Origin of the sequence: Flammeovirga agarivorans, from assembly GCF_012641475.1 — a bacterium.
Lineage (GTDB): Bacteria > Bacteroidota > Bacteroidia > Cytophagales > Flammeovirgaceae > Flammeovirga > Flammeovirga agarivorans.
Genome location: NZ_JABAIL010000002.1, coordinates 268,095 through 288,459, shown reverse-complemented (window position 1 = coordinate 288,459; position 20,365 = coordinate 268,095). Strand labels below are relative to the sequence as shown.

The 20,365-nt window shown below is 34.3% G+C and carries 17 protein-coding genes; 9 read left to right on the top strand and 8 right to left on the bottom strand.

The window, feature by feature from the left end; translation table 11 throughout:
* Positions 1-16: 16 nt before the first annotated feature.
* Positions 17-1,672: a DNA repair protein RecN gene (gene recN / locus HGP29_RS05950; protein WP_168881453.1), complete on the bottom strand. Its 1,656-nt coding sequence runs from the start codon at positions 1,670-1,672 to the stop codon at positions 17-19.
* Between the two features lie 131 nt (positions 1,673-1,803).
* Between recN and yjjX the strand changes: the two genes are divergently transcribed.
* Entirely contained in the window at positions 1,804-2,349 is a 546-nt protein-coding gene (gene yjjX, locus HGP29_RS05945) for an inosine/xanthosine triphosphatase (protein WP_168881452.1), read from the top strand.
* Here the strand turns inward: yjjX and HGP29_RS05940 are convergent.
* Positions 2,334-2,969 carry an ATP-binding protein gene (locus HGP29_RS05940; protein ID WP_168881451.1) on the bottom strand — a complete coding sequence of 212 codons (636 nt, stop codon included), beginning with the start codon at positions 2,967-2,969 and terminating at the stop codon, positions 2,334-2,336. The two genes, yjjX and HGP29_RS05940, sit on opposite strands and share 16 nt — an antisense overlap.
* Positions 2,970-3,267: 298 nt before the next feature.
* Here HGP29_RS05940 and HGP29_RS05935 point away from each other — a divergent pair, with 298 nt between their 5' ends.
* A complete protein-coding gene (locus HGP29_RS05935) occupies positions 3,268-4,383 on the top strand; it encodes a THUMP domain-containing class I SAM-dependent RNA methyltransferase (protein WP_168881450.1) in 1,116 nt (371 codons plus the stop codon).
* 61 nt (positions 4,384-4,444) lie between these two features.
* Here the strand turns inward: HGP29_RS05935 and HGP29_RS05930 are convergent, their stop codons facing one another.
* The 3 genes from HGP29_RS05930 to HGP29_RS05920 form a co-directional block, all read right to left on the bottom strand.
* Positions 4,445-5,077, bottom strand: a complete 633-nt coding sequence (locus HGP29_RS05930) for a hypothetical protein (protein ID WP_168881449.1) — start codon at positions 5,075-5,077, stop codon at positions 4,445-4,447.
* Positions 5,078-5,171: 94 nt separating this feature from the next.
* Positions 5,172-6,362 carry a DUF1501 domain-containing protein gene (locus HGP29_RS05925; RefSeq protein WP_168881448.1) on the bottom strand — a complete coding sequence of 397 codons (1,191 nt, stop codon included), beginning with the start codon at positions 6,360-6,362 and terminating at the stop codon, positions 5,172-5,174.
* A gap of 4 nt (positions 6,363-6,366) precedes the next feature.
* The gene (locus HGP29_RS05920; RefSeq protein ID WP_168881447.1) at positions 6,367-7,743 is read right to left on the bottom strand and encodes a DUF1800 domain-containing protein; all 1,377 of its coding nucleotides are present in this window, start codon (positions 7,741-7,743) and stop codon (positions 6,367-6,369) included.
* 152 nt (positions 7,744-7,895) lie between these two features.
* Between HGP29_RS05920 and HGP29_RS05915 the strand changes: the two genes are divergently transcribed.
* The 5 genes from HGP29_RS05915 (at position 7,896) to HGP29_RS05895 (ending at position 15,714) form a co-directional block, all read left to right on the top strand.
* Complete coding sequence (locus tag HGP29_RS05915) at positions 7,896-8,159, top strand: hypothetical protein (RefSeq protein WP_168881446.1); 264 nt, start codon at positions 7,896-7,898, stop codon at positions 8,157-8,159.
* A 31-nt stretch (positions 8,160-8,190) separates the two neighbouring features.
* Positions 8,191-9,351 (top strand): sigma-54-dependent transcriptional regulator, encoded by a 1,161-nt coding sequence (locus HGP29_RS05910; protein ID WP_168881445.1) that lies wholly within the window; start codon positions 8,191-8,193, stop codon positions 9,349-9,351.
* A 308-nt stretch (positions 9,352-9,659) separates the two neighbouring features.
* Positions 9,660-11,306, top strand: a complete 1,647-nt coding sequence (pgi, locus tag HGP29_RS05905) for a glucose-6-phosphate isomerase (RefSeq protein WP_168881444.1) — start codon at positions 9,660-9,662, stop codon at positions 11,304-11,306.
* A 180-nt stretch (positions 11,307-11,486) separates the two neighbouring features.
* Entirely contained in the window at positions 11,487-13,775 is a 2,289-nt protein-coding gene (locus tag HGP29_RS05900) for a PP2C family protein-serine/threonine phosphatase (protein WP_168881443.1), read from the top strand.
* A 91-nt stretch (positions 13,776-13,866) separates the two neighbouring features.
* A complete protein-coding gene (locus tag HGP29_RS05895; protein WP_168881442.1) occupies positions 13,867-15,714 on the top strand; it encodes a HAMP domain-containing sensor histidine kinase in 1,848 nt (615 codons plus the stop codon).
* Here the strand turns inward: HGP29_RS05895 and HGP29_RS05890 are convergent.
* Positions 15,706-16,665 carry an L-threonylcarbamoyladenylate synthase gene (locus HGP29_RS05890; RefSeq protein ID WP_168881441.1) on the bottom strand — a complete coding sequence of 320 codons (960 nt, stop codon included), beginning with the start codon at positions 16,663-16,665 and terminating at the stop codon, positions 15,706-15,708. The two genes, HGP29_RS05895 and HGP29_RS05890, sit on opposite strands and share 9 nt — an antisense overlap.
* Positions 16,666-16,672: 7 nt before the next feature.
* Complete coding sequence (locus HGP29_RS05885; protein ID WP_211093214.1) at positions 16,673-17,401, bottom strand: VC0807 family protein; 729 nt, start codon at positions 17,399-17,401, stop codon at positions 16,673-16,675.
* A 195-nt stretch (positions 17,402-17,596) separates the two neighbouring features.
* Between HGP29_RS05885 and HGP29_RS05880 the strand changes: the two genes are divergently transcribed.
* Positions 17,597-19,258, top strand: coding sequence for a caspase family protein (locus HGP29_RS05880; RefSeq protein WP_168881439.1), 1,662 nt, complete (start codon positions 17,597-17,599; stop codon positions 19,256-19,258).
* A gap of 180 nt (positions 19,259-19,438) precedes the next feature.
* Here HGP29_RS05880 and HGP29_RS05875 read toward each other — a convergent pair whose 3' ends face one another.
* Entirely contained in the window at positions 19,439-19,675 is a 237-nt protein-coding gene (locus tag HGP29_RS05875) for a hypothetical protein (protein WP_168881438.1), read from the bottom strand.
* Between the two features lie 231 nt (positions 19,676-19,906).
* On the opposite strand from HGP29_RS05875, the gene HGP29_RS05870 reads away from it, so the two are divergent.
* Positions 19,907-20,350 (top strand): RrF2 family transcriptional regulator, encoded by a 444-nt coding sequence (locus HGP29_RS05870; RefSeq protein ID WP_168881437.1) that lies wholly within the window; start codon positions 19,907-19,909, stop codon positions 20,348-20,350.
* Positions 20,351-20,365: the final 15 nt, after the last annotated feature.

Sequence of the window (20,365 nt, the reverse complement as noted above, 5' to 3'; positions counted from 1 at the left end):
ACTTCCTTTCATTTTTTTACTTTATTCCAATTAATTCTTTTGCAGATTGAATTGCACCTTCACTAGGCTGCGATCCACCAATCATTTGAGCTATTTCTTGAACTCTACCTTCTTGGTTTAATGTTCTGATTTTACTCACTGTAGAACTTCCTTCATGGTCTTTGTAAACATAATAATGTTTAGAACCCAATGCAGCAATTTGTGGTAAATGGCTAATTGTAAATACCTGATGGTTTTTACCCATTTCTTCCATAATTGCCCCAACTTTAATGGCTATCTCTCCAGAAATACCCGTATCGATCTCATCGAATATGATAGTTGGTAAAGAAGTCTTACTTGCAAGAATATATTTAATGGCTAACATTAATCTAGAGAATTCACCTCCTGAGGCTACATCTCTTAGAGGTTGTGGCGCTCGTCCTTTGTTAGCTGTGAATAAAAGTTCAACTTCATCGATACCAATAACTGTTGGTTCAGTTTCTCGGTGTTCAATTACTATTTGACCGTTAGGCATTCCTAAATCGGCAAGTGTGCTGTTTAGTTCGTTAGCTAATGGTTCAATCGCTTTCTTACGGGCTTCCGATAATGTTCCAGCAATTTCCATCATTGCTTCATAAGCGGCTTTCTTTTCTGTTTCTGCAGCAAGAAGTGCTTCATCAAAGCTTTCAACTTTATCTACTTTAGAACGAATAGATTCTCGTTTCTCGATTAACTCCTGTAGATCATTTACTCTGTGTTTTTGTTGAAGTCCATAAACACCATCTAATGTTTCCTTGATCATAAAAATACGTTCTTGATCAAAGAAAAGATTATCTTCTTCACCTTCAACTTCAGTAATGATATCTCGGAGCTCAATATGACAGCTATCTAATCGGTCTCTAATCTCTTCTAACTTCTTAGAGTAATCGGTTAAACCATTTAATTCAGATATAGCTGAGTAGATCGATGTGTCTGCAGAAAAGTCTGAACGGGTAAGCGTTTCTAATACGGTATTTAGAGCTACTTTAATGTTTTCAGCATTTTCTAACATCTCAAGCTCTTTTTCTAACTCTTCCTGATTGACATCATCAAGGTTTGCATCATCTAGTTCTTTGAGTTGGAACTGATTGAACTCGAACTCTTCCTTGATTTGATTGTATTCGTCTAAAAGTTGTTGATAAGACTGAGCTGTCTTTCTGTATTCTTTATAAGCAACAAATACATGTTCAACTTTAGCCTCTAATTTACCATAAGAATCTACAAGGTTTAATTGATAGATATTAGAGCCTAATTGTAACGTATCATGTTGAGAGTGAATGTCCATCAGCTTCTCGCTCACCTTACGCATGACTTCTAAGCGTACAGGTGTATCGTTAATAAAAGCTCTTGATTTTCCACTCGGAGTGATCTCTCTTCTTAGAATGGTTACTTTTTCATAATCCAGCTCAAGATCTTTAAATGATTCTTTCAGCTTATATGATGAAATATCAAAGCTACCTTCAATTACACATTTTTTAGAGGTATCAAATAATGCTTTACTATCAGCTCTACCACCTTTAAGTAAACCTAATGCACCTAACATAATGGATTTACCTGCACCAGTTTCACCAGTAATAATATTTAAACCATTGTCAGGAGTAATTTCTGTGTGCTCAATTAGTGCGTAATTTTTTATCAGAAGATTCTTTAACATAACCTTTTGTGTTGTGTTTGAAGGTACGTACTTGTTTTAGTACGTTTGTACCGATTAATTCAAGAAAGAAAATCTATCATTTGGATCATTTTGTATGATCTAATGCCAAATTTAATAGAATTGTTTAAAAAATGAATAAAAAAATAATAGTTGCTTCAAAAAATCCTGTAAAAATTAATGCTTCACTAGAAGGAATGCAGAAAATTTTACCAAATGAGCAATTCGAAGTGATTGGGGTAGATGTTCCATCAGGTGTTTCTGATCAGCCAATGACATCTAAAGAAACTTGGCAAGGGGCATTAAATAGAGCAATGAATGCAAAGTCGGAAATTCCAGAAGCAGAGTATTGGGTCGGTATGGAAGGAGGTATCGATAAAGATGAAGATGGAAAAATGTATGCTTTTGCTTGGATGTGTGTGATAGATCAAAATGATGCGATAGGTAAAGGACAAACAGGAGTATTCTACCTTCCATCAAAAGTACAGCAACTTGTAGAAGAAGGTATTGAATTAGGATATGCAAACGATCAAGTATTTAATGAAAATGGATCAAAACGTAAAGGAGGGGCTGTCGGTTCCCTTACTTTTGGTGCTTTAGGCAGAACAGAATATTATGTCCAGGCATTAGTATTAGCCATGATCCCATTGGTAAACCCTAACCTTTATCCTAAGGAATAGAAAATAGACTTGTCAATGGTATATTCTCGAAGTAGCCCGAAGTACATGAGTTCATTTAATGTTCTTCTGGCTCTTCTTTCTGAAAAGTTGACCAATTTGCAATACCTTTTTAGTGTGATCTTTTCATTCTCATATAAATAAACCAATAACGACTTCTCTTGTCTTGATAATTTCCTTTTTAACTTAGCGAGTCTAGATGATGATTCTTTTTGAGCTAATTTTTGTGCCCGTTCAGACATTAATACACTATTGTCATTAAATCGAACATAGGTTCGCCATTCTCCTTTTTTGGATAAAGCTCTGTGGGGTTTGGTCGGACTATTAGGAATGGATAATTTAAGAACTGAACCGTTTTCTGTTTCAATGGTGTCGAAACGAACTTCGAGGGGAGGGTGAATATTAAACTTGATGATCTCTTCAGCGACGAACTGTTCTTCAAAAGGGTCAATTCCTTGTATGGAATGGTCATCATTTACCCCGACCAAGAGTATTCCACCTTTTGTATTAGCAATAGATGATACTGTTTTTGCGAAACGGTCAGGTTTTGTTACCCTCTGTTTAAATTCTAGGATGCGCGATTCTCCTTTTTTAATGAGCTGTTTTAACTGATATTCATTCATAACATATCATTTTAATAAGATTGTCACACTCTAATATATTCAAAACAAACGTTTTATGCTAAAATTAAAACAGGTTGAAAATGAATTTTGTTTAATATTTTCAATAAGTTCATCTCCCTTTACTTTTTGTTAATGATAGCATTGAGTGATTTTGATTTCTATACATATCACTTGATAAAACATCTAGTAAGTTTAAATTCTTTAATGACTTCTTGAAGGAGTTTCTTTTAAAAACAACTACCTTTGCCCTCAATATTTCAATATAAATTTTAAAAAATTGACTGAACGAGTTTTCTCAATGACCGCTAAAACCTTTTTTGGTTTAGAAGAGGTCTTGTATAATGAATTGATCAATATTGGTGCAAAAGATGTAAAAAAAGGCAGAAGAGCAGTTACCTTTAAAGGTGATTTGGAAGTTCTTTATAAGGCTAATTTACATTGTCGTACTGCTTTAAAAATTCTAATGCCGATTAAAGAATTTAAAGCAAGAAACGAACAAGACCTTTATGAGAAAGTAAAGAAAGTCAATTGGGCGAAATATATTGATAAAGACGGTACATTCGCTGTAGACTCTACCGTTTGGTCAGAAACATTTAGACATTCAAAATTTGTTGCTTTAAAAGTAAAGGATGCTATTGCAGACCATTTTATGGATGTGTTTAGGAGAAGACCTAACGTAGATGTAAAAAATCCAGATATACAGGTGCATATTCATGTAACTAAAAATGATTGTATTCTATCATTGGATAGTTCTGGAGAAGCATTGAATAGAAGAGGATATAGAACTGAACAAAAAGCAGCACCTTTAAATGAAGTGCTTGCAGCAGGGCTTCTGATTTTATCAGGATGGAAAGGTGATAGACCTTTCTTGGATCCAATGTGTGGTTCTGGTACAATTTTGATTGAAGCAGCTATGATTGCCTCGAATACACCTCCTGGTCTAAAGAGAAAGTTTGCTTTCATGAAATGGCCAAAATATGACCGTAGATTATGGAATCAGGTGTTTAGAGAAGGAAAGCGAGCAAGAAAAGAAATTGAGGTACCAATTGTAGGTTCTGATATTGATAGAGGAGCAATTGAAGTAGCGATGGCCAATGCGGGACGATCTGGATTAGATGAAGACCTAAGGATTTCTAAGCAAAGCTTCTTTGAGAGAAAAGCTATTGGAGACAATGGTGTAATCGTTTGTAACCCTCCATATGGTGAACGTATTGGTAGTGATATTGAAGAACTTTACAAAAAGATGGGAGACAAGCTAAAGCAAGATTTCACAGGGTATGATGCTTGGATCTTCAGTGGCAACATGAAAGCAATAAAATTTGTGGGGTTAAGACCAAGTCAGAAGATTGAACTATACAATGGTGCAATTGAATGTCGATTTGCTAAATATGAAATGTACAGAGGTGGTAAATAAAATTTAAGCCTTTAGTAATTGATAAATAAAAAGGGAAGCAGTTTGAAATGCTTCCCTTTTTTTATTTTCCTTCAATTTGAATCATTTTGACTTTTACAACTTCATCCTCGCCGCCCGTCATCTCTTCAGTTTTCTTTTTGATAGTTTTCTGAACGACTTGCCCATCAGATAGAAGGACTTCGGCATTGATTGTTGCTTCGTTGTTTTCAATGTCTACATTTATTGAATTAATGGATTTGATACCTTGTCCATATTCTTTCTTAATGATAGCAGACATTTCCTCTTCATATTCTTCAGATAGAAAAACACCATGTTCAAGTTCTTCTTCTGTGCCTTCTTGAGTTTTCCATAAGAACTGCTCACTATTGGCCACACTCTCAATATCAATTTCATTCTGAGCGTTTAATATAGCAAGTAACTTTTCTTTTGGTAATTCGATAGTTCTTAATGAGGTGCCTTCCGCATTTTTAACTTCTGCAGTAATACTCACATTTTCTCCTTTTGTAATGAAGTCTTTTACTTTTACTTCCACTACATCGTTGCCAAATTGTTTGTACAACCCATCATCTTTAGATTGTTTAAATTCTTTTCTAATGATGATCTTTTTCTCTACTTCTTTGTTTTGTTCTTGTTGACAAGAAAACAATGGTAGAAGTATTAACGTAGCCAATTTTAGTATGTGAGTATATTTCATAGCGAAATCTTTCGAATATGTCTATTGCAAAATATATGTAAAAAGTTGAAAGCGATAGCAAATAAATAATAATCGAAGTGATTTCAAAAGAATATTAGACTAGGGGTAAGGTCTTATGTTTTTTTGACAAAATTTCGGAACTACTAACACTTAACCAATTGTCTAACAGGTCAGCATAAACTGATCTAAAGTCTACCGAATGTATTAAGTCACCTCTATTTAAACTCTCCAGATTAGGGTTTTCATTCACAAATCCAGGTTGTTTTAAATTCTTACCAATTAAAAAGACATTGTTTGCAGCACCATGATCTGTACCGCCAGATGCATTTTGTTTCACTCTACGACCAAACTCTGAAAAAGTCATAATAACCGTATCTTTGAAATGGTCTGTTCTTTCTAATTCTTCAACAAAAGCACTTACAGAAGCAGAATAATCTTTAAGTAAAGAGTTTTGTTTTCCTTTTTGATAAGCATGAGTATCAAAACCACCTAAAGACGCATAATAAACTTTGCTATCCATTCCTGATTGAATCATCTCTGCAACGGATTTTAAATTTTTTCCGAGCTGACTTTTCGGGAAAGTAGATTTTGATTTGTAAATCTTACTATGTTCGTAGACATATTTGGCCGATTGATTTGCTTCAGCAAGTGTTTTATAAAGATACCCTTGGTTGTCTTCATTGAGCATGTCATCATCGGTGGATTTAGCTAGCGACTCGAATTGAGAAACATTTAGACTATTGTAAAAAGTCTGAGGGTTATCTACAGCAATTCCTTTTACCTTATTGCCTTTCATAGATAAGGACAGTGTATTGTCCATTTCAATTCCTTCTCTAGCAAAGGTGCAATAAGAATCTAAATATCTTCCAAGCCATCCTGTACTAATATATTCATCAGAATCACTTGCTGTATGCCAAATATCCATACTTCTGAAGTGCGATCGATTGGGGTTGGGATATCCTACATTATTAATAATGGAAACATAACCTTTATGAAACAGGTCAGCAAACCCTTTCATTTCCCCATTAATACCTAAGTCATTCGCAAGATTAATCACTTCTGCTTTCTTTAATGCTAAACTTGGTCGAGCATTATAATAGTTGTCATCCAAGAAAGGTACAATTGTATTCAATCCATCATTACCACCAGAAAATTGGATAATAACAACTCTTTTTCCTGTATATTCTTTGAAGTTTTTTCCTAATGTCTGTTGTAAAAACATTGGAGTAAACATTGTGCCTGCAGCAACTAATGAACTTCTTTTTAAAAATGATCTTCTTTTCATGATGTTAGCAAAGTTGGTATTCTGGAAGTGAAATAATTTGGATGATTCTTTCTTTGAAACTATCGTACTGATTGTCTTTCAAATATTGGGATGCTTGTTTTGACAATTCTCCTCGAACCATCATTTCTTCAAGTGTGCATTTTTTAGGATCTTCTTTAAAGTTATCTTCAATTTCAGACCAGCTTATGTTACACTTGAACTTTGCTATTTTTCTCATTTTTGTTCTGTCCTCATTAGGATCAACATCATAATCTTCTTTGAAGGCAAGAGGGATTTCTCCATTATTTAAAAGTAAAGATGGTAATCTTAACCTAAAGGCAAGGCGGCTACTGTCTATCCAGCTTTTGTCTCCGGGCCAACCTGCTACATTTGGTGGGATATATAATTCCTGATCGAGATTTCGTTGTAGAACAATCCAAGATTTCTTGTATAAAGGATCTAGTTGAAACGACTTTTTAAGGCCAACTAATAACTCTATTGGACTTTTAATTTTACAGCCAATGTTTTCATCTGAGTAAAACCATTTCGCGGAGAAAATATGATGCATTGTTTTTCCAATATCATAGTTATTGGCATACATCACTTCTGTTATCTCTTCGAGGTTTTTCTCGTTTATTGTTGGGTTTACAAATTCCTTATAGATTTTTGTTGAGATAAAACGAGCACATTGTTTCTTCTCGAGGATCATATTGATTACATCTTCACCTCCAAAGTTGCCTGTTTTTCCAAAAATTTCTTTTTCACCATTGTCGTGTTTCCTCTCATTGAAGTAAAAAGTAGTGGATTTTCGTTTAGTGGACCACCCTGTAAAACTTCTTGCAATTTCTTTTACATCTTGTTCTGTATATTCTTGATCTCTACCTAGAGTAAACAGTTCACAAAGTTCTCTGGCAAAATCTTCATTGGGTTTTCTTTTATTATTTTGTTTTAAGTGTAGATACTTGATCATCGCAGATGATTTGGAAACCCCCATGACAAGGTCCTTAAAATTACCCAAAGCATTTTCCCTAAGGGTATTTGTATACTGTATGGCATCGTACGGATTAACGATTCTGCAAGCGAAATGCCCATGCCAAAATAATGTCATTTTTTCTACTAAAGGATCTTTACCTTTACTCATTTGGTTGATCCACTCAATATTGATGTCTTTGGATAAAACACGCATTTGTTTACGCATCTCCATCTTTTTGTTTTCTTCCATCATGCCCATATTTCCTTCAGGGATTTCAGGTAGATCGAACTTTAGAAGCTCAACATCTTCAATATCAGTTAGTGGTGAGATCCAATTGTCAGTGTTGATGATACGGTCGGCGTCAGTTTTATTGATCCCAAACCCAGCTCTTGCATGGAGGTGGAATAATTTTTTATAATTTTTTTTCATGTGTTGGTGATATAAGTAATCTTAGTCTGTTCACTTTGAAAACTACTAATAAATGTTCTTTGCTGAAAATTTTTTACAGAAAAATAGTTCTGAATTTGGAGGCAAGTGTATATTTGCGGTTATCATTAGAATATAATTCAAAATCAGGCAATATGAGAAGGAACTTTACAGCTGCGGGCGAATCATTGGAAACATTACTTGCTGATACTGAAAAGCAATGCAATTATTTTAAACCCAAGGTTTCTTCAAGTAAACTTGAAATAGCAATACTAACTCCTCCAACAAAATCTCCATTAGGTGCTCTAGAAGTAGCTCAGGTGATGGAAATGGTAACAAAATTTTTCCCAGAAGCAGAAATGGATTTTGAATTTGCAGACTGCCAGGGAATGGACTATTGTGTTGAAGTAGCTTGGTAAAAAACTTATAAAACAATCTAAAAATTATAGGATGCCAAAGAAGATTCTTATCATTGATGATGAAAAAAGCATCCGCTATACTCTTCGTGAAATTTTGGAGTTTGAAAACTACGAAGTAGATGAAGCGAAAGACGGAGAGGAAGCGTTAGAGAAGCTTGTTGTGAATAACTATGATGTTGCTCTATGTGATGTGAAAATGCCAAAGAAAGATGGTATTGAAGTACTAACAAAAGCAATGGAAATGGGTAAAGCACCTCAGTTTATCATGATTTCTGCTCATGCAAACATTGATATTGCTGTAGATGCAACTAAAAAAGGTGCCTTTGACTTCATTTCAAAACCACCCGATTTAAATAGACTTTTATTAGCTGTTAGAAATGCTTTAGATAAAAACTCTTTAGTACAAGAAACTAAAGTATTAAAGAAGCAAGTAGCTAAGAAGTACGATATTATAGGTGAATCTGACTCAGTAGTAGCAATGAAAGATACTATTGAGAAAGTAGCACCAACTGAAGCTAGAGTATTGGTGACAGGACCAAACGGTGCTGGTAAAGAGCTTGTAGCTAGATGGATCCATGGTAAGAGCCCTCGTTCAAAACAACAATTAGTTGAAGTGAACTGTGCTGCAATTCCTTCTGAACTGATTGAATCAGAATTGTTTGGCCATGAAAAAGGATCGTTCACATCAGCCCACAAACAAAGAATTGGTAAATTCGAGCAAGCCAATGAAGGAACTTTATTTTTGGATGAGATTGGTGATATGAGCCTTTCTGCCCAAGCAAAAGTATTAAGAGCACTTCAGGAAAATCGTATTACTAGAGTAGGTGGAGATAAAGAAATTAAGGTAAATGTAAGAGTTGTTGCTGCAACCAATAAAGACCTTAAAGCAATGATTAAATCAGGTGATTTCAGAGAAGATTTGTATCACAGATTAAGTGTTATTGTTATTAAAGTTCCATCTCTTTCAGATAGAAAAGAAGATATTCCATTGTTAGTGAAGAAGTTCTTAAAGGATATTGCCGGTGAATACGGTAAACCTGAAACGAAGATCACAGAAGAGGCCCTTGAAAAAATGAAAGAGCCAGAATGGACAGGAAATATTCGTGAATTAAGAAATGTAGTGGAACGTCTGACGATTATGAGTCCGACAGAAATTACTAAAGAAGATGTAGAGCAATTTGCCTTCTTATAATCTTAATCGATTAAAATAAATAAAAGCCTTTAGGTCATAAATTTAGATCTAAAGGCTTTTTTGTTTTTAGTGTTGAAATTACACAATTATAATCCTGAGAGATGAATAATAGTGAATGTTGTTGACTAAATGTTAAATACTTTAATAACAATCCGTTGCAAACTAAAATAGGGACAAAAATCACCAAACTACACCATGAAATTACTTGTTCCGATACCTAGAAAGTGTAATTTTGTGGAATCTTTGGAGCCTATGATGAATGGGTTCCATTTTTTAAGATATGTAACTGAAATAATATTAATAATATCATGTTGAAACAAGTTAATCCTACATCAACAGCGGCTTGGAAAGCCCTAGAAGCACACTTCAACTCTATGAAAGATGTGCACATGAAGGATCTTTTTGATACAGACGCTTCGAGAGCAGAAAAATTCTCTCAAACTTTTGAAGATATATTTGTTGATTACTCTAAGAACATCATCAACGACGAAACAATGAAGTTGCTTTTGGATCTTGCAAAAGAGACAGGAGTTGCTGAAGGTATTCAAAGCATGTTCAATGGTGAGCACATCAATGAAACTGAAGATAGAGCCGTATTCCATGTTGCACTTCGTAACCAATCTAACCAACCAATGAAAGTGGATGGTGAAGATGTTATGGTAGAGGTGAACCATGTACTACGTCAAATGAAGGAATTTACTACTAAAGTAATTTCTGGTGAGTGGAAAGGTTACTCTGGAAAATCTATTACAGATGTAGTAAACATCGGTATTGGTGGATCAGACTTAGGTCCTTACATGGTAACTGAGGCATTAAAACCTTATGCTACTGATGTTAATATTCACTACGTTTCTAATGTAGATGGAACTCATATTTCTGAGACATTAAAAGGGTTAGATCCTGAAACTACAATGTTTATCATTGCTTCTAAGACGTTTACAACGCAGGAGACAATGACTAACGCTAACTCAGCTAGGGAGTGGTTCCTTAAAGCTGCAAAAAGCGAAAATCATATCATGATGCACTTCGTTGCTTTATCGACAAACGAAGAAAAAGTACGTGAGTTTGGTATTGCTCCAGAGAACATGTTCCGTTTCTGGGACTGGGTTGGTGGCCGTTACTCATTATGGTCAGCTATTGGTTTATCAATCGCATGTAATATCGGGTATGATAATTTCGAAGAAGTATTGAAAGGTGCTCATGCCATGGATAACCACTTTAAAACAGCAGAGTTTGAAGAAAACCTTCCTGTAATTCTTGCTGTCTTAGGAGTATGGTATAACAACTTCTTTGGTGCTGAATCTCATGCATTATTACCATATGATCAATACATGCACCGTTTTGCAGCATATTTCCAACAAGGTGATATGGAGTCGAATGGTAAGTATGTAGATAGATCAGGTAAGCCCGTAGATTACCAAACAGGTCCTATTATTTGGGGTGAACCAGGTACAAACGGTCAACATGCATTTTATCAGTTAATCCACCAAGGTACTAAATTGATTCCTGCAGACTTTATTGCTCCTGCAGTATCTCAAAACCCAATTGGTGATCACCATCCAAAATTATTATCTAACTTCTTCGCTCAGACTGAAGCATTAATGACAGGTAAGTCTGAAGAAGTAGTAGTCGCTGAGTTTAAAGCTGCAGGTAAATCAGATGCTGAAATTGAAAAGTTAAAGACTTTCAAAGTGTTTGAAGGAAACCGTCCAACAAACTCAATCTTGATGAAGAAACTAACACCGTTTACTTTAGGTGCATTGATCGCTATGTATGAGCATAAGATCTTTGTTCAAGGTGTAATGTGGAATATTTTCTCATTTGATCAATGGGGTGTAGAGTTAGGTAAGCAATTAGCTAACAAAATTCTTCCTGAATTGACTAATGAAGATAAAGTAGAATCACATGATTCTTCAACAAATCAGTTGATCAACAAATACAAAGAAATGAGATAATCTCATTGATTTATATATTGAACCCGGTTGCATAAATGCAGTCGGGTTTTTTTATGTCATACAATTTGTTTAGAAGTTCTTTATCTGCAATGAAACTTTTATATTGGGGCAAATTATTTTAATTTCACTAACCATATACCTCACTCAGGTAGTCCAAACGTACAAAACGATCATATCATTATGTTTAGAAAGATACAATCTAGTATATTTTCTTATTTTTTTACTATCGTCATTATTGCCTTATTTTTTCTAATTGTTGTGATCAATACGATCATTACAAAAACTGAAAAGAAGGCTGTAGAAAGCAGATTAGAAGTCGTAGCATTAGCTATCTCTGATTTTATAAAAACGAATTTTTCAGAAAAAGAAGCTGCAGCAGTAAGCTTATCTCAAACAATAACAGACAAAGAACTAAACGGATTAAAGAAACAACTACTAAAGGTTAAAGATGATATAGTTGCACCAAAAGCCTATCAGAAAAATTATGATAGAAACTATGCTCAATTTGGTAAAATCAATAATGGGAAATTTGATGCTAAAGCACTCTCTAAATTAATGGAAGATAGTGAGTTGGATAAGTCTGCCTACCTATACCAATTATGGCTCAATGATAAGCGTAATGAAAAAGATGTTGCCTATTGGAAATTCTACAAATTAAACAACACACTTCAAAAGTTCAATAAAATATTAAATGCCAAGGAGGCCTATATTATCGATACTGCAGATGGTAAAGTAATCGCCTCCTCAACCAACTTTGTAGAAATTGGTCAGTCTTTCTTTTCTACGTTGTTTACTACCAAGGATGGAGATAAGTTGGTTAGAATGTTGGCGGAAGGCAAGAGAAACCATTATTGGATAGATGTATCGCCAAGTAAACTGAATCTTGGTAAGTTAAGAGGTTACCTTCTGACTAAAACATCTGCTACAGGTAAGTATGTTATCGCATATAGTTATTCCCCTGGAGATTGGGAAATGATGTCTCCAATTGCTTCTAATAATACAGATATTTATCTAGTCGGTAGTGATGGAAGAATAAGAACAACAAGTAGGGAGTTTAAGGAAAACCCTTCTGCTGTGTTATTGAGAATGTCACAGGAAGGATACTCTTTAGATGATCTAGAAGTTGCTAAGAAAAACAACTCAGTGATTGGTCTTCAAAAGGTAGATAGTACACTGTGGAGAAATCTGGGTAAAGAAAATAAGATTTTAGAGGTGAGTTCTGTAAATGGTATCAACGCATTGGTTGATGTTGTTGCATTGAAAAGAGCTGGTTTGGATTGGTCTATCGTCGTAGAATGGGATAGAGATATTGCCTATTACGAATGGGATACGTTAAGAATTTATGTCAATGCCCTTTTGGCGATTATTGCTGCATTTTTCTTGTTAGGTGTAATTTATGGAGGGAGAAAGCTCGCTAAACCTATTTATGCCTTGAAAAGGGCATTGGAAGATTTGGTAGATCAGCCATTGACTTTCTTAGCTAAGAGTCATCAGAATAGTGGAATAACTGATGATATGTTGCAGAAGTTGGAAATTATCAGCGAGGAAGTGAAAACCCTAATGTCTGATAAAGAACACTTGCAAAAGCAATTGGAAGATTTGGCAGGGCAAATGGAGGTTTCAACAAAAACTATTGCACACCAAACGGAAGAACAAAAGAAACTACATGGAATAAAAGATGAACAGCATAAGGTCATTGAAAAGCAGGAGCATCAGTTGGATGATGAATTGAAGTCTGTGAAGAGAGTACTTAGGACTCCACTCTTTGATAACACAATGTTCAATTCGAGTGTTGAAGAATTTTTCCATATCCATAGTGCCAAAAATGATATATCAGGTGATTTTATTTGGTACCATGAAAGAGACAGTAGAGTATTTTTCTTTTTAGGTGATACAGGGAAGTCAGATATTGATGCTGCATTATTAAGAATGATATTAACGTCATTGATCAACGAAACTGTAAAGGTGAAAAAGATTTCTAGCCCAGATAGAATTCTTGAGTCATTGAACAAATCATTATTAGAGATTACAAAGAAAGGAGATAAAGTATTTGATAGTGCTGTCAATTTATCGATATGTGTTTGGGATCGTCAGAAACAAATGATGGAATTTGCAGGAGCGAATCACTCTGTCTTTGTAGTTAGAGATGATGTGTTGGATGAACTAAATGGAGATGCTTATGGTATTGGAGGTTTAGGTGCAGACACAACTCTTAAATATAATACTCATTATCTACCATTAAACAGAATAAAACAATGTCGTTTATACCTGTTTAGTGATGGCTTTATGAAGCAAAAGAACGTTGAAAATGAGATGTTCACTCATGAGAGATTTAAAGAACTATTAATTGATATGCAGATAGAGTCTATTGAAAATCAGAAAGATTATATTAATAGAACGTATATGGAGTGGAAAGGAGACGGTATTCAAGACGATGATACCACTATTTTGGGACTTAAAATACTGTAAGTTTTTAAACTAAGAAAAAAATCATATTTTTGAACATTCTCATTTATGTAAATCTGTAATTACTACCAACAGCCTAACTAACGTCAGAGGTATGAACAATGGAAGTTTAAGAGGGAGAATTCTTACCGCATTTATCTCTTTTTCAATATTATTTAGTTGTATATCTTTTATTACTTACAAATACATTCATAGAAGCGAAGAACTCGATCAAGTAAAAGCTTGGTTAATGAGTATGGAGGTGAGTGTTTTGGACTTAATAAAAGAAGACGCTACAGAACTGTCTGCTGAAAATCATCCATTTTCATCATTATCTTCTGATCGATTGGAAGACCTATTGATTAAGCGAGAAAATAAAGTGGAACTCATCACTGTAAGTATCGATAAGCTGATCAGCCATGAACAAATTCATGAGTGGAAGCTAGAAAATGATATTGTATTTATCGATAGCTTAATTAAGAAATACAACATTACTGTACAACAATTAATCAAAGCCAAGAAACAGTTGGGTTCTGAAACCTCAGGTTTGTATGGTGAACTTTACAAAAGCATAAAAACCTTATCGGGATTAAAAGAAGAAAGATATGTGAAGCTGTTTAACGAGATGCAGTTGAACGGAATGAAATATCTTTTAAACCCAAAAACATCCTATGTACTAAGAATAAATAAATCATCTGAGCAGTTACTTGATTTACTCCAAAAAAATAATGGATACAAAAAAGAAAGCGCTGCTGCAGAGAAGTATTTAGCTATTTTTAATGACATTGTTTTACTTCAATATAAGATTGGTAAGAATAATCAAGAAGGATTAAAAGGGAAGTTACATAATACGGCAGCGTATATAGAATCGGAGTTTGATTCACTAAGTACAGATGTCTCAAATAGGTTTGTTACCCTAATGTGGAAAATAAAACTTTCTTATTTGTTAATTAGCTTAGTAGCAGTACTATTTACCGTTTTAGTAGGTTATTATACAGCCTCAAGAGTTTCTTTCCCTATTACTGTTTTAGAAGATAGAACCAGAAGAGTCATTGAAAGTGGTTATATGCAATCGGGAACACCTATTGATTTTAAATCGCTAAAGAGACCTACAAAAGAAGTAGCCGCATTAGCCAATTCTTTCCAGGAGATGTACGATATGATTCAAAATCAATTTGAAGAATTAGAGCAGGGCAATGAAAAATTGATGAGTTCTAAGAAGAAATTGATGGAATCGAATAAGGTTAAGGATCAATTTTTTTCTATCATATCTCATGATTTAAAAGGCCCTATTAATACGCAAATAGGTTTCTTGAAGATACTGATGGAAAGATCAAATGCGTTTACAGCTGATGAAATCAAAATGTTAGCAAAAGATATGCATGCCTCTATGAAGAATATTATGGGGTTGATGGATAATCTATTGTCATGGTCAAGATCTGCCTCAAATTCTATCAAAATTGATCGCAAGAAAAATAGATTGAATACACTGGTTGAGAAAAATGTCAATCTTTTATCCGGAATAGCAAAAGAGAAAAATATTACATTAAGCTACCAATTAGAGGAAGACTATTATTGTTATATAGATAATAATAGTATGGATTGTGTTATAAGAAATCTAATGTCTAATGCAATGAAGTTTACAAAGAATGATGGCAACGGACAAATTAGGATTTCCACTAAAAGAATTGGAGATAAAGTAGAATTGTTGATCGAAGACAATGGTGTTGGGATGACAGAAGGAGAGTTGAAGAAACTATTAAACCCTTCTGTACAATATTCCACAAAAGGTACAAAAAGTGAGAAAGGTGTTGGTCTAGGAATGATCCTAGTACAAGACTTTATAAAAAGAAATAATGGACTATTAAAAGTAGAATCAGAAAAAGGATATGGTACAAAATGCTTTATCTTATTTGATCTTTTATTAGAAAATAACCAAAAGCAAAAAGAGCAGTTACCCTAAGGCAGCTGCTCTTTTTATTCTATCATTCATTGCTCTTCCAAGTCCTTCTTCAGGCATCCATTCACCAAGAATAAAGGATGGATTAAGCTTATCTATAGCTCTTAATGTTTTAAATAAGTTTCTTGCTGCTTCTGATAAATCACCGCTTTCTGATAACTTAAATTGTTTCTCTTCTGAAACAGTAGGAAAGCTTTTATTAAATGACATCGTAACAAAGTTTTCGTCTTTGTATTCCTCAATCATTTCATCAATATTCCCAAGTAATAATTTTGCATTGGGAGCATAGTGTCTATGTAACATTCCCGGAGCCTGTGGTTGTGAAGAAGATTGAGCATTCACTTTCACTTGACCGATTACTCTTTCGATTTCTTCAATAGGAATACCACCTTTTCTGTAAATAGTTGGAACTCCTTCTGGAAAACCAACGATAGTGGATTCCACACCAACCTGACATGGGCCTCCGTCTAAAACATACTCAATTTTATCCCCTAGTTTATCATTTACATGTTGAGCAGTAGTAGGGCTAATATATCCAAAAGGATTAGCACTAGGTGCTGCAACAGGGTAATCTAATTGAGAAAGTAAATCCAATGCCAAAGGATGATTAGGTACTCTTACTGCTACCGTATCTAATCCTGAAGTGATCAAATCGTGAATCTTTTCAGAACGAGGTAAAACCATAGTTAAAGAACCTGGCCAGAATTCGTCTGCTAATTTTTTTGCTTCTTCTGGTATGTCTTTGATAAATGGTGATAGTCTTTCAAGAGAGCTACTATGTACAATCAATGGGTCAAAGCTTGGTCTCGCTTTTACCTCAAAGATACTAGAAGCAGCTACTGGGTCTAGTGCATTTCCTGCAAGACCATAAACTGTTTCCGTTGGTAAACCGATTAGTCCACCCTTATCTAATATTTTTTTAGCTTCAGCTACTGATGTATCAACAATTGCCATAACTATATTATTTTCCTTCTTCTTTTTTCTCCTCTTCAAAACCTACTAATACTTCTTGCATCTCAAAACCAGTGAACTCTTTCACCCCTTTGATGAGATACATTAATGCTGCCATCATCACAATTGTAGAAGGAAGTGCAATGACAACCCAACTCCAAGCAGTCATTTGCCCTAGTTCTTTAGTGAATTCAATAGTATGTGATTCACTTTTGATAATAATTTTTGCTAGGATATAATTTAATGCAGAGGATAAGAAGAATGAACCGGCCAACATAAACGAAGTGTTTCTAAGTCTTTTGTTGAAAAGTTCTTTCGTATTTCTGAATTTTAATTGTGTTTCAATTTTATTGATATCAAGAAGTGTATCATTATAAAGTAGTTTCTCGACTAAAGGGTACTTTGTGAATGTAGAGATGAAAACAATAATACCAATAAGTCCAGGTACAGCAGCTTCTTTAATCGCAATAAGGTCAGAAGGAAGATGCAATAATTTAATACCTCCAGTTAGTGCTACATTGACAAGTCCAAGAACCGCGATAATACTTATTTCTTTACGGTCGAAGAAATCATAAATACCATAAACTATCGGGAATGCGATGGCAATAATTACTGAATTTACATCGCCAAGGTATTCAGGATCGCTTAATTTTGACATCACTAAAGAAGGGATGACAATGTTAAGTAATATACTTAAAATGGGTGATTCCTTTTTCTTTTGTTTTTTATCTACTTGCATTTGCATCTTTTGAGGTATGAAGTTTGTTACTTCTTAATTACTTTATAACTACATCTTTGCATGTCAAGAGCAATTTATTAGTTGTCTTGAGATACACAGACTTGCTTATAGAACGTGCAAAGATAAAGAATAATAAATCCCTTTAAAATTCGCAGTGTGAATAGACGTCAAATTTTTATTTTTTTCGTATTGATTTTGGCAACACTAACAGCCAACTCACAAACAATTTTCCCAGATGAATTTAATCAGGAAGGCAACGAACGTTTTCCTAGTATTACTTCGGATGGAAAGACATTACTCTTTGCTAGAGAAAATTCTGAAGGTTTTGACTTTTACTTATCCAATAAAGTCGATGGTAAATTTATGCCTCCAACTCAATTAGTTATCCCTAAGGATATGCCGTACCCTACAAGTCCAATGATCAGCTATGATGGTAGATGGATTTATTTCTCAGCCATTAATGGAGAAAATGGATCGGATTTGTATAGAATAAAGCGTTGGGGTAGAAGGTTGGGTAAGCCGGAGTTATTACCTGAAATAATCAATTCAGGTGGTTATGAAATGTTTCCTTCAATTACCAAAAATGGAGATGGCCTTTACTTTACTAGACTTAAAGAAGGATCAGATCCTATGAATTTACAATATGCTATCTACTATGCATCTATTGATAAAAAGGGAAATTTTGGAGAGCCTGTAAAACTTCCTGAACCAGTAAACCTTTACAGTGAGAAAGAACCGAGAATAATGCCTGATGGTAAAACGTTGGTTTTTTTATCTAAGATTAGTGATGAAAGCTTCGATTATGAAGTAATGTATGTGACTAAAAGTGATGATGGCTCTTGGTCTGATCCAATGCCAATGGTTGCTCTAAATAATGGAGGAAGCCCTCATTCTCCTTGTATTGATGGTATTGCGAAAAAGGCATATTATTCTAAAGATGGCTCTTTGGCATACATCGATATGTCTAAAGTATTTACTTCAGGGTTGAAGGAAGAGGATCAGATGGGTGAAGCACATGCATCCGTTGAAAAAAGTCGTAGTGGAGACCAAGCGGATGAAAGCAAGACTGCAGAGCAACAAAAGCAAGAAGATACACAGCCAAAAATCTCACCTTTCTCTGATTTAGGTTTTGATATTGTTGAATATAAACCACAGCCTGTATATAGAGCTGTTATCATAGGTATCAATCAATATCAGGATGAGAAAATAGCTAACTTAGATAAACCAGAAGGAGATGCTGCCTCTATAGAAGAAATATTAGTTTCAAACTATACTTTCCCAAGAGAAAATGTAATCTCTTTAAAGAGCCCTACGAGAGAGCAGATTATTGAAACATTAGATAATTTAATGGAGGTTTCTACTGAAAATGATCATATTCTTATCTTTTATGCGGGGCATGGTCATTGGGACCCAAGAAGAAAAGCAGGGTATTGGTTGCCATCTGATGCTAAGGCAAAAAGTACAGCAAATTGGGTAAGAAACTCAACAATTAAAGAATATATCGCTTCATATAGAGCCAAACATGTTTTGTTGGTTTCTGATGCTTGTTTCTCTGGAGGTATTTTTAAAACTAGGGCAGCTTTTGATGATGCAGAGAAATCGATAAAAAGTTTGGAGAAGTTGCCATCAAGAAAGGCGATGACCAGTGGAACCCTTAAAGAGGTACCGGATGAAAGTGTATTTGTAAAGTATCTACAAAAACGATTGCTAGAAAATACCGAGAAATATATCAGTGCAAGATCATTGTTTGATAGTTTCAGAGTAGCGGTAATGAATAACTCCGAAAATGTACCTCAATTTGGTGTCATTAATTCTACAGGGGATGAAGGTGGAGATTTTATCTTCATCAAAAAGTAAAACAAAAAAGGGTTAACTATCGCAATGATAGATAACCCTTTTTTAATTGTTAAAGGTAGTGAGACATCGTTAAATGTTTCACACTCCTAATTAACAAAATGCTTCACATATTAACAAATAATATATGACTATTTTTGATAATACTATGAAGATAAAAATATGTAATTCAATAAAAGAGAGTTAGTTAATAGAGCTCTCTACATTATGCTTTACCTTTTTGCCAAATTTTTCGATTCCAGACGGTTCAAATTTATTGTAGGCAATAGCCGCTAAGATTACGATAGCTGCAATTACTGCTAAACGAATGACTGCTTTGGCAACTTTAAACAATACAAATAGGATAGCTACAACAGCTATAATAAGTGTGTATTTCTGTTCTTCAGAAAGTACAGCGAAAAACTCTTGAATTTGGTCCATCGTCAAAAAAATGAGTATCAAACTCTTGTTTTAAAATTGATAATAATGTTCGATTCTAGCTTATTCAACTAAAATATAAGTATAGATACATTTAGTTTTTCAATAATCATACAAAATCGAGTGAAATTGTTATAAATCTAGTTATTGAATAGAATTAATATAGCTATTTATGATTATCTTATATACTTTAGCGTTGAACTATATATAATTTATAAAAACGATAGACTAAATATGTTATCCAAAAAGACAAAATATGCACTCAAGGCATTGCGATTTTTGGCTTCTAAATATGGTGACGGACCGATTCTGATCTCTGAAATTGCTAAGAAAGAACATATCTCTCAAAAGTTTCTAGAAAGTATCTTACTAGAACTAAGAAAAGGTAGAATCTTAAGCAGTAAGAAAGGAAAAGGTGGAGGATATTATCTAATTAAAGACCCGCAAGAGGTAACCCTTTGTGATATACATCGAATGATTGAAGGTCCAATTGCTCCTTTACCATGTGTAAGTCTAAATTATTATGAGCCTTGTGAAGACTGTGACGACGAAGTGAACTGTACGTTGAAAGCAGTAATGCTTGATGTTCGAGATGCTCAATTAGAAATTTTAAATCAGAAAACAATTCTCGATTTATTACCCGAGAATTATAATTCCGATATCAAAATAGATGCATAAAAAAATCCCTTACCA

Excerpts from the sequence above, each read along its gene's own strand:
- HGP29_RS05900 (WP_168881443.1), top strand. The coding sequence starts at position 11,487 with ATGTTTAGAAAGATACAATCTAGTATATTTTCTTATTTTTTTACTATC.
- HGP29_RS05875 (WP_168881438.1), bottom strand. The coding sequence starts at position 19,675 with ATGGACCAAATTCAAGAGTTTTTCGCTGTACTTTCTGAAGAACAGAAA.
- pgi (WP_168881444.1), top strand. The coding sequence starts at position 9,660 with ATGTTGAAACAAGTTAATCCTACATCAACAGCGGCTTGGAAAGCCCTA.
- HGP29_RS05885 (WP_211093214.1), bottom strand. The coding sequence starts at position 17,401 with ATGCAAGTAGATAAAAAACAAAAGAAAAAGGAATCACCCATTTTAAGT.
- HGP29_RS05870 (WP_168881437.1), top strand. The coding sequence starts at position 19,907 with ATGTTATCCAAAAAGACAAAATATGCACTCAAGGCATTGCGATTTTTG.
- HGP29_RS05925 (WP_168881448.1), bottom strand. The coding sequence starts at position 6,362 with ATGAAAAGAAGATCATTTTTAAAAAGAAGTTCATTAGTTGCTGCAGGC.
- HGP29_RS05940 (WP_168881451.1), bottom strand. The coding sequence starts at position 2,969 with ATGAATGAATATCAGTTAAAACAGCTCATTAAAAAAGGAGAATCGCGC.
- HGP29_RS05890 (WP_168881441.1), bottom strand. The coding sequence starts at position 16,665 with ATGGCAATTGTTGATACATCAGTAGCTGAAGCTAAAAAAATATTAGAT.
- HGP29_RS05920 (WP_168881447.1), bottom strand. The coding sequence starts at position 7,743 with ATGAAAAAAAATTATAAAAAATTATTCCACCTCCATGCAAGAGCTGGG.
- HGP29_RS05935 (WP_168881450.1), top strand. The coding sequence starts at position 3,268 with ATGACCGCTAAAACCTTTTTTGGTTTAGAAGAGGTCTTGTATAATGAA.
- HGP29_RS05915 (WP_168881446.1), top strand. The coding sequence starts at position 7,896 with ATGAGAAGGAACTTTACAGCTGCGGGCGAATCATTGGAAACATTACTT.
- HGP29_RS05910 (WP_168881445.1), top strand. The coding sequence starts at position 8,191 with ATGCCAAAGAAGATTCTTATCATTGATGATGAAAAAAGCATCCGCTAT.
- yjjX (WP_168881452.1), top strand. The coding sequence starts at position 1,804 with ATGAATAAAAAAATAATAGTTGCTTCAAAAAATCCTGTAAAAATTAAT.
- HGP29_RS05895 (WP_168881442.1), top strand. The coding sequence starts at position 13,867 with ATGAACAATGGAAGTTTAAGAGGGAGAATTCTTACCGCATTTATCTCT.
- HGP29_RS05930 (WP_168881449.1), bottom strand. The coding sequence starts at position 5,077 with ATGAAATATACTCACATACTAAAATTGGCTACGTTAATACTTCTACCA.
- recN (WP_168881453.1), bottom strand. The coding sequence starts at position 1,672 with ATGTTAAAGAATCTTCTGATAAAAAATTACGCACTAATTGAGCACACA.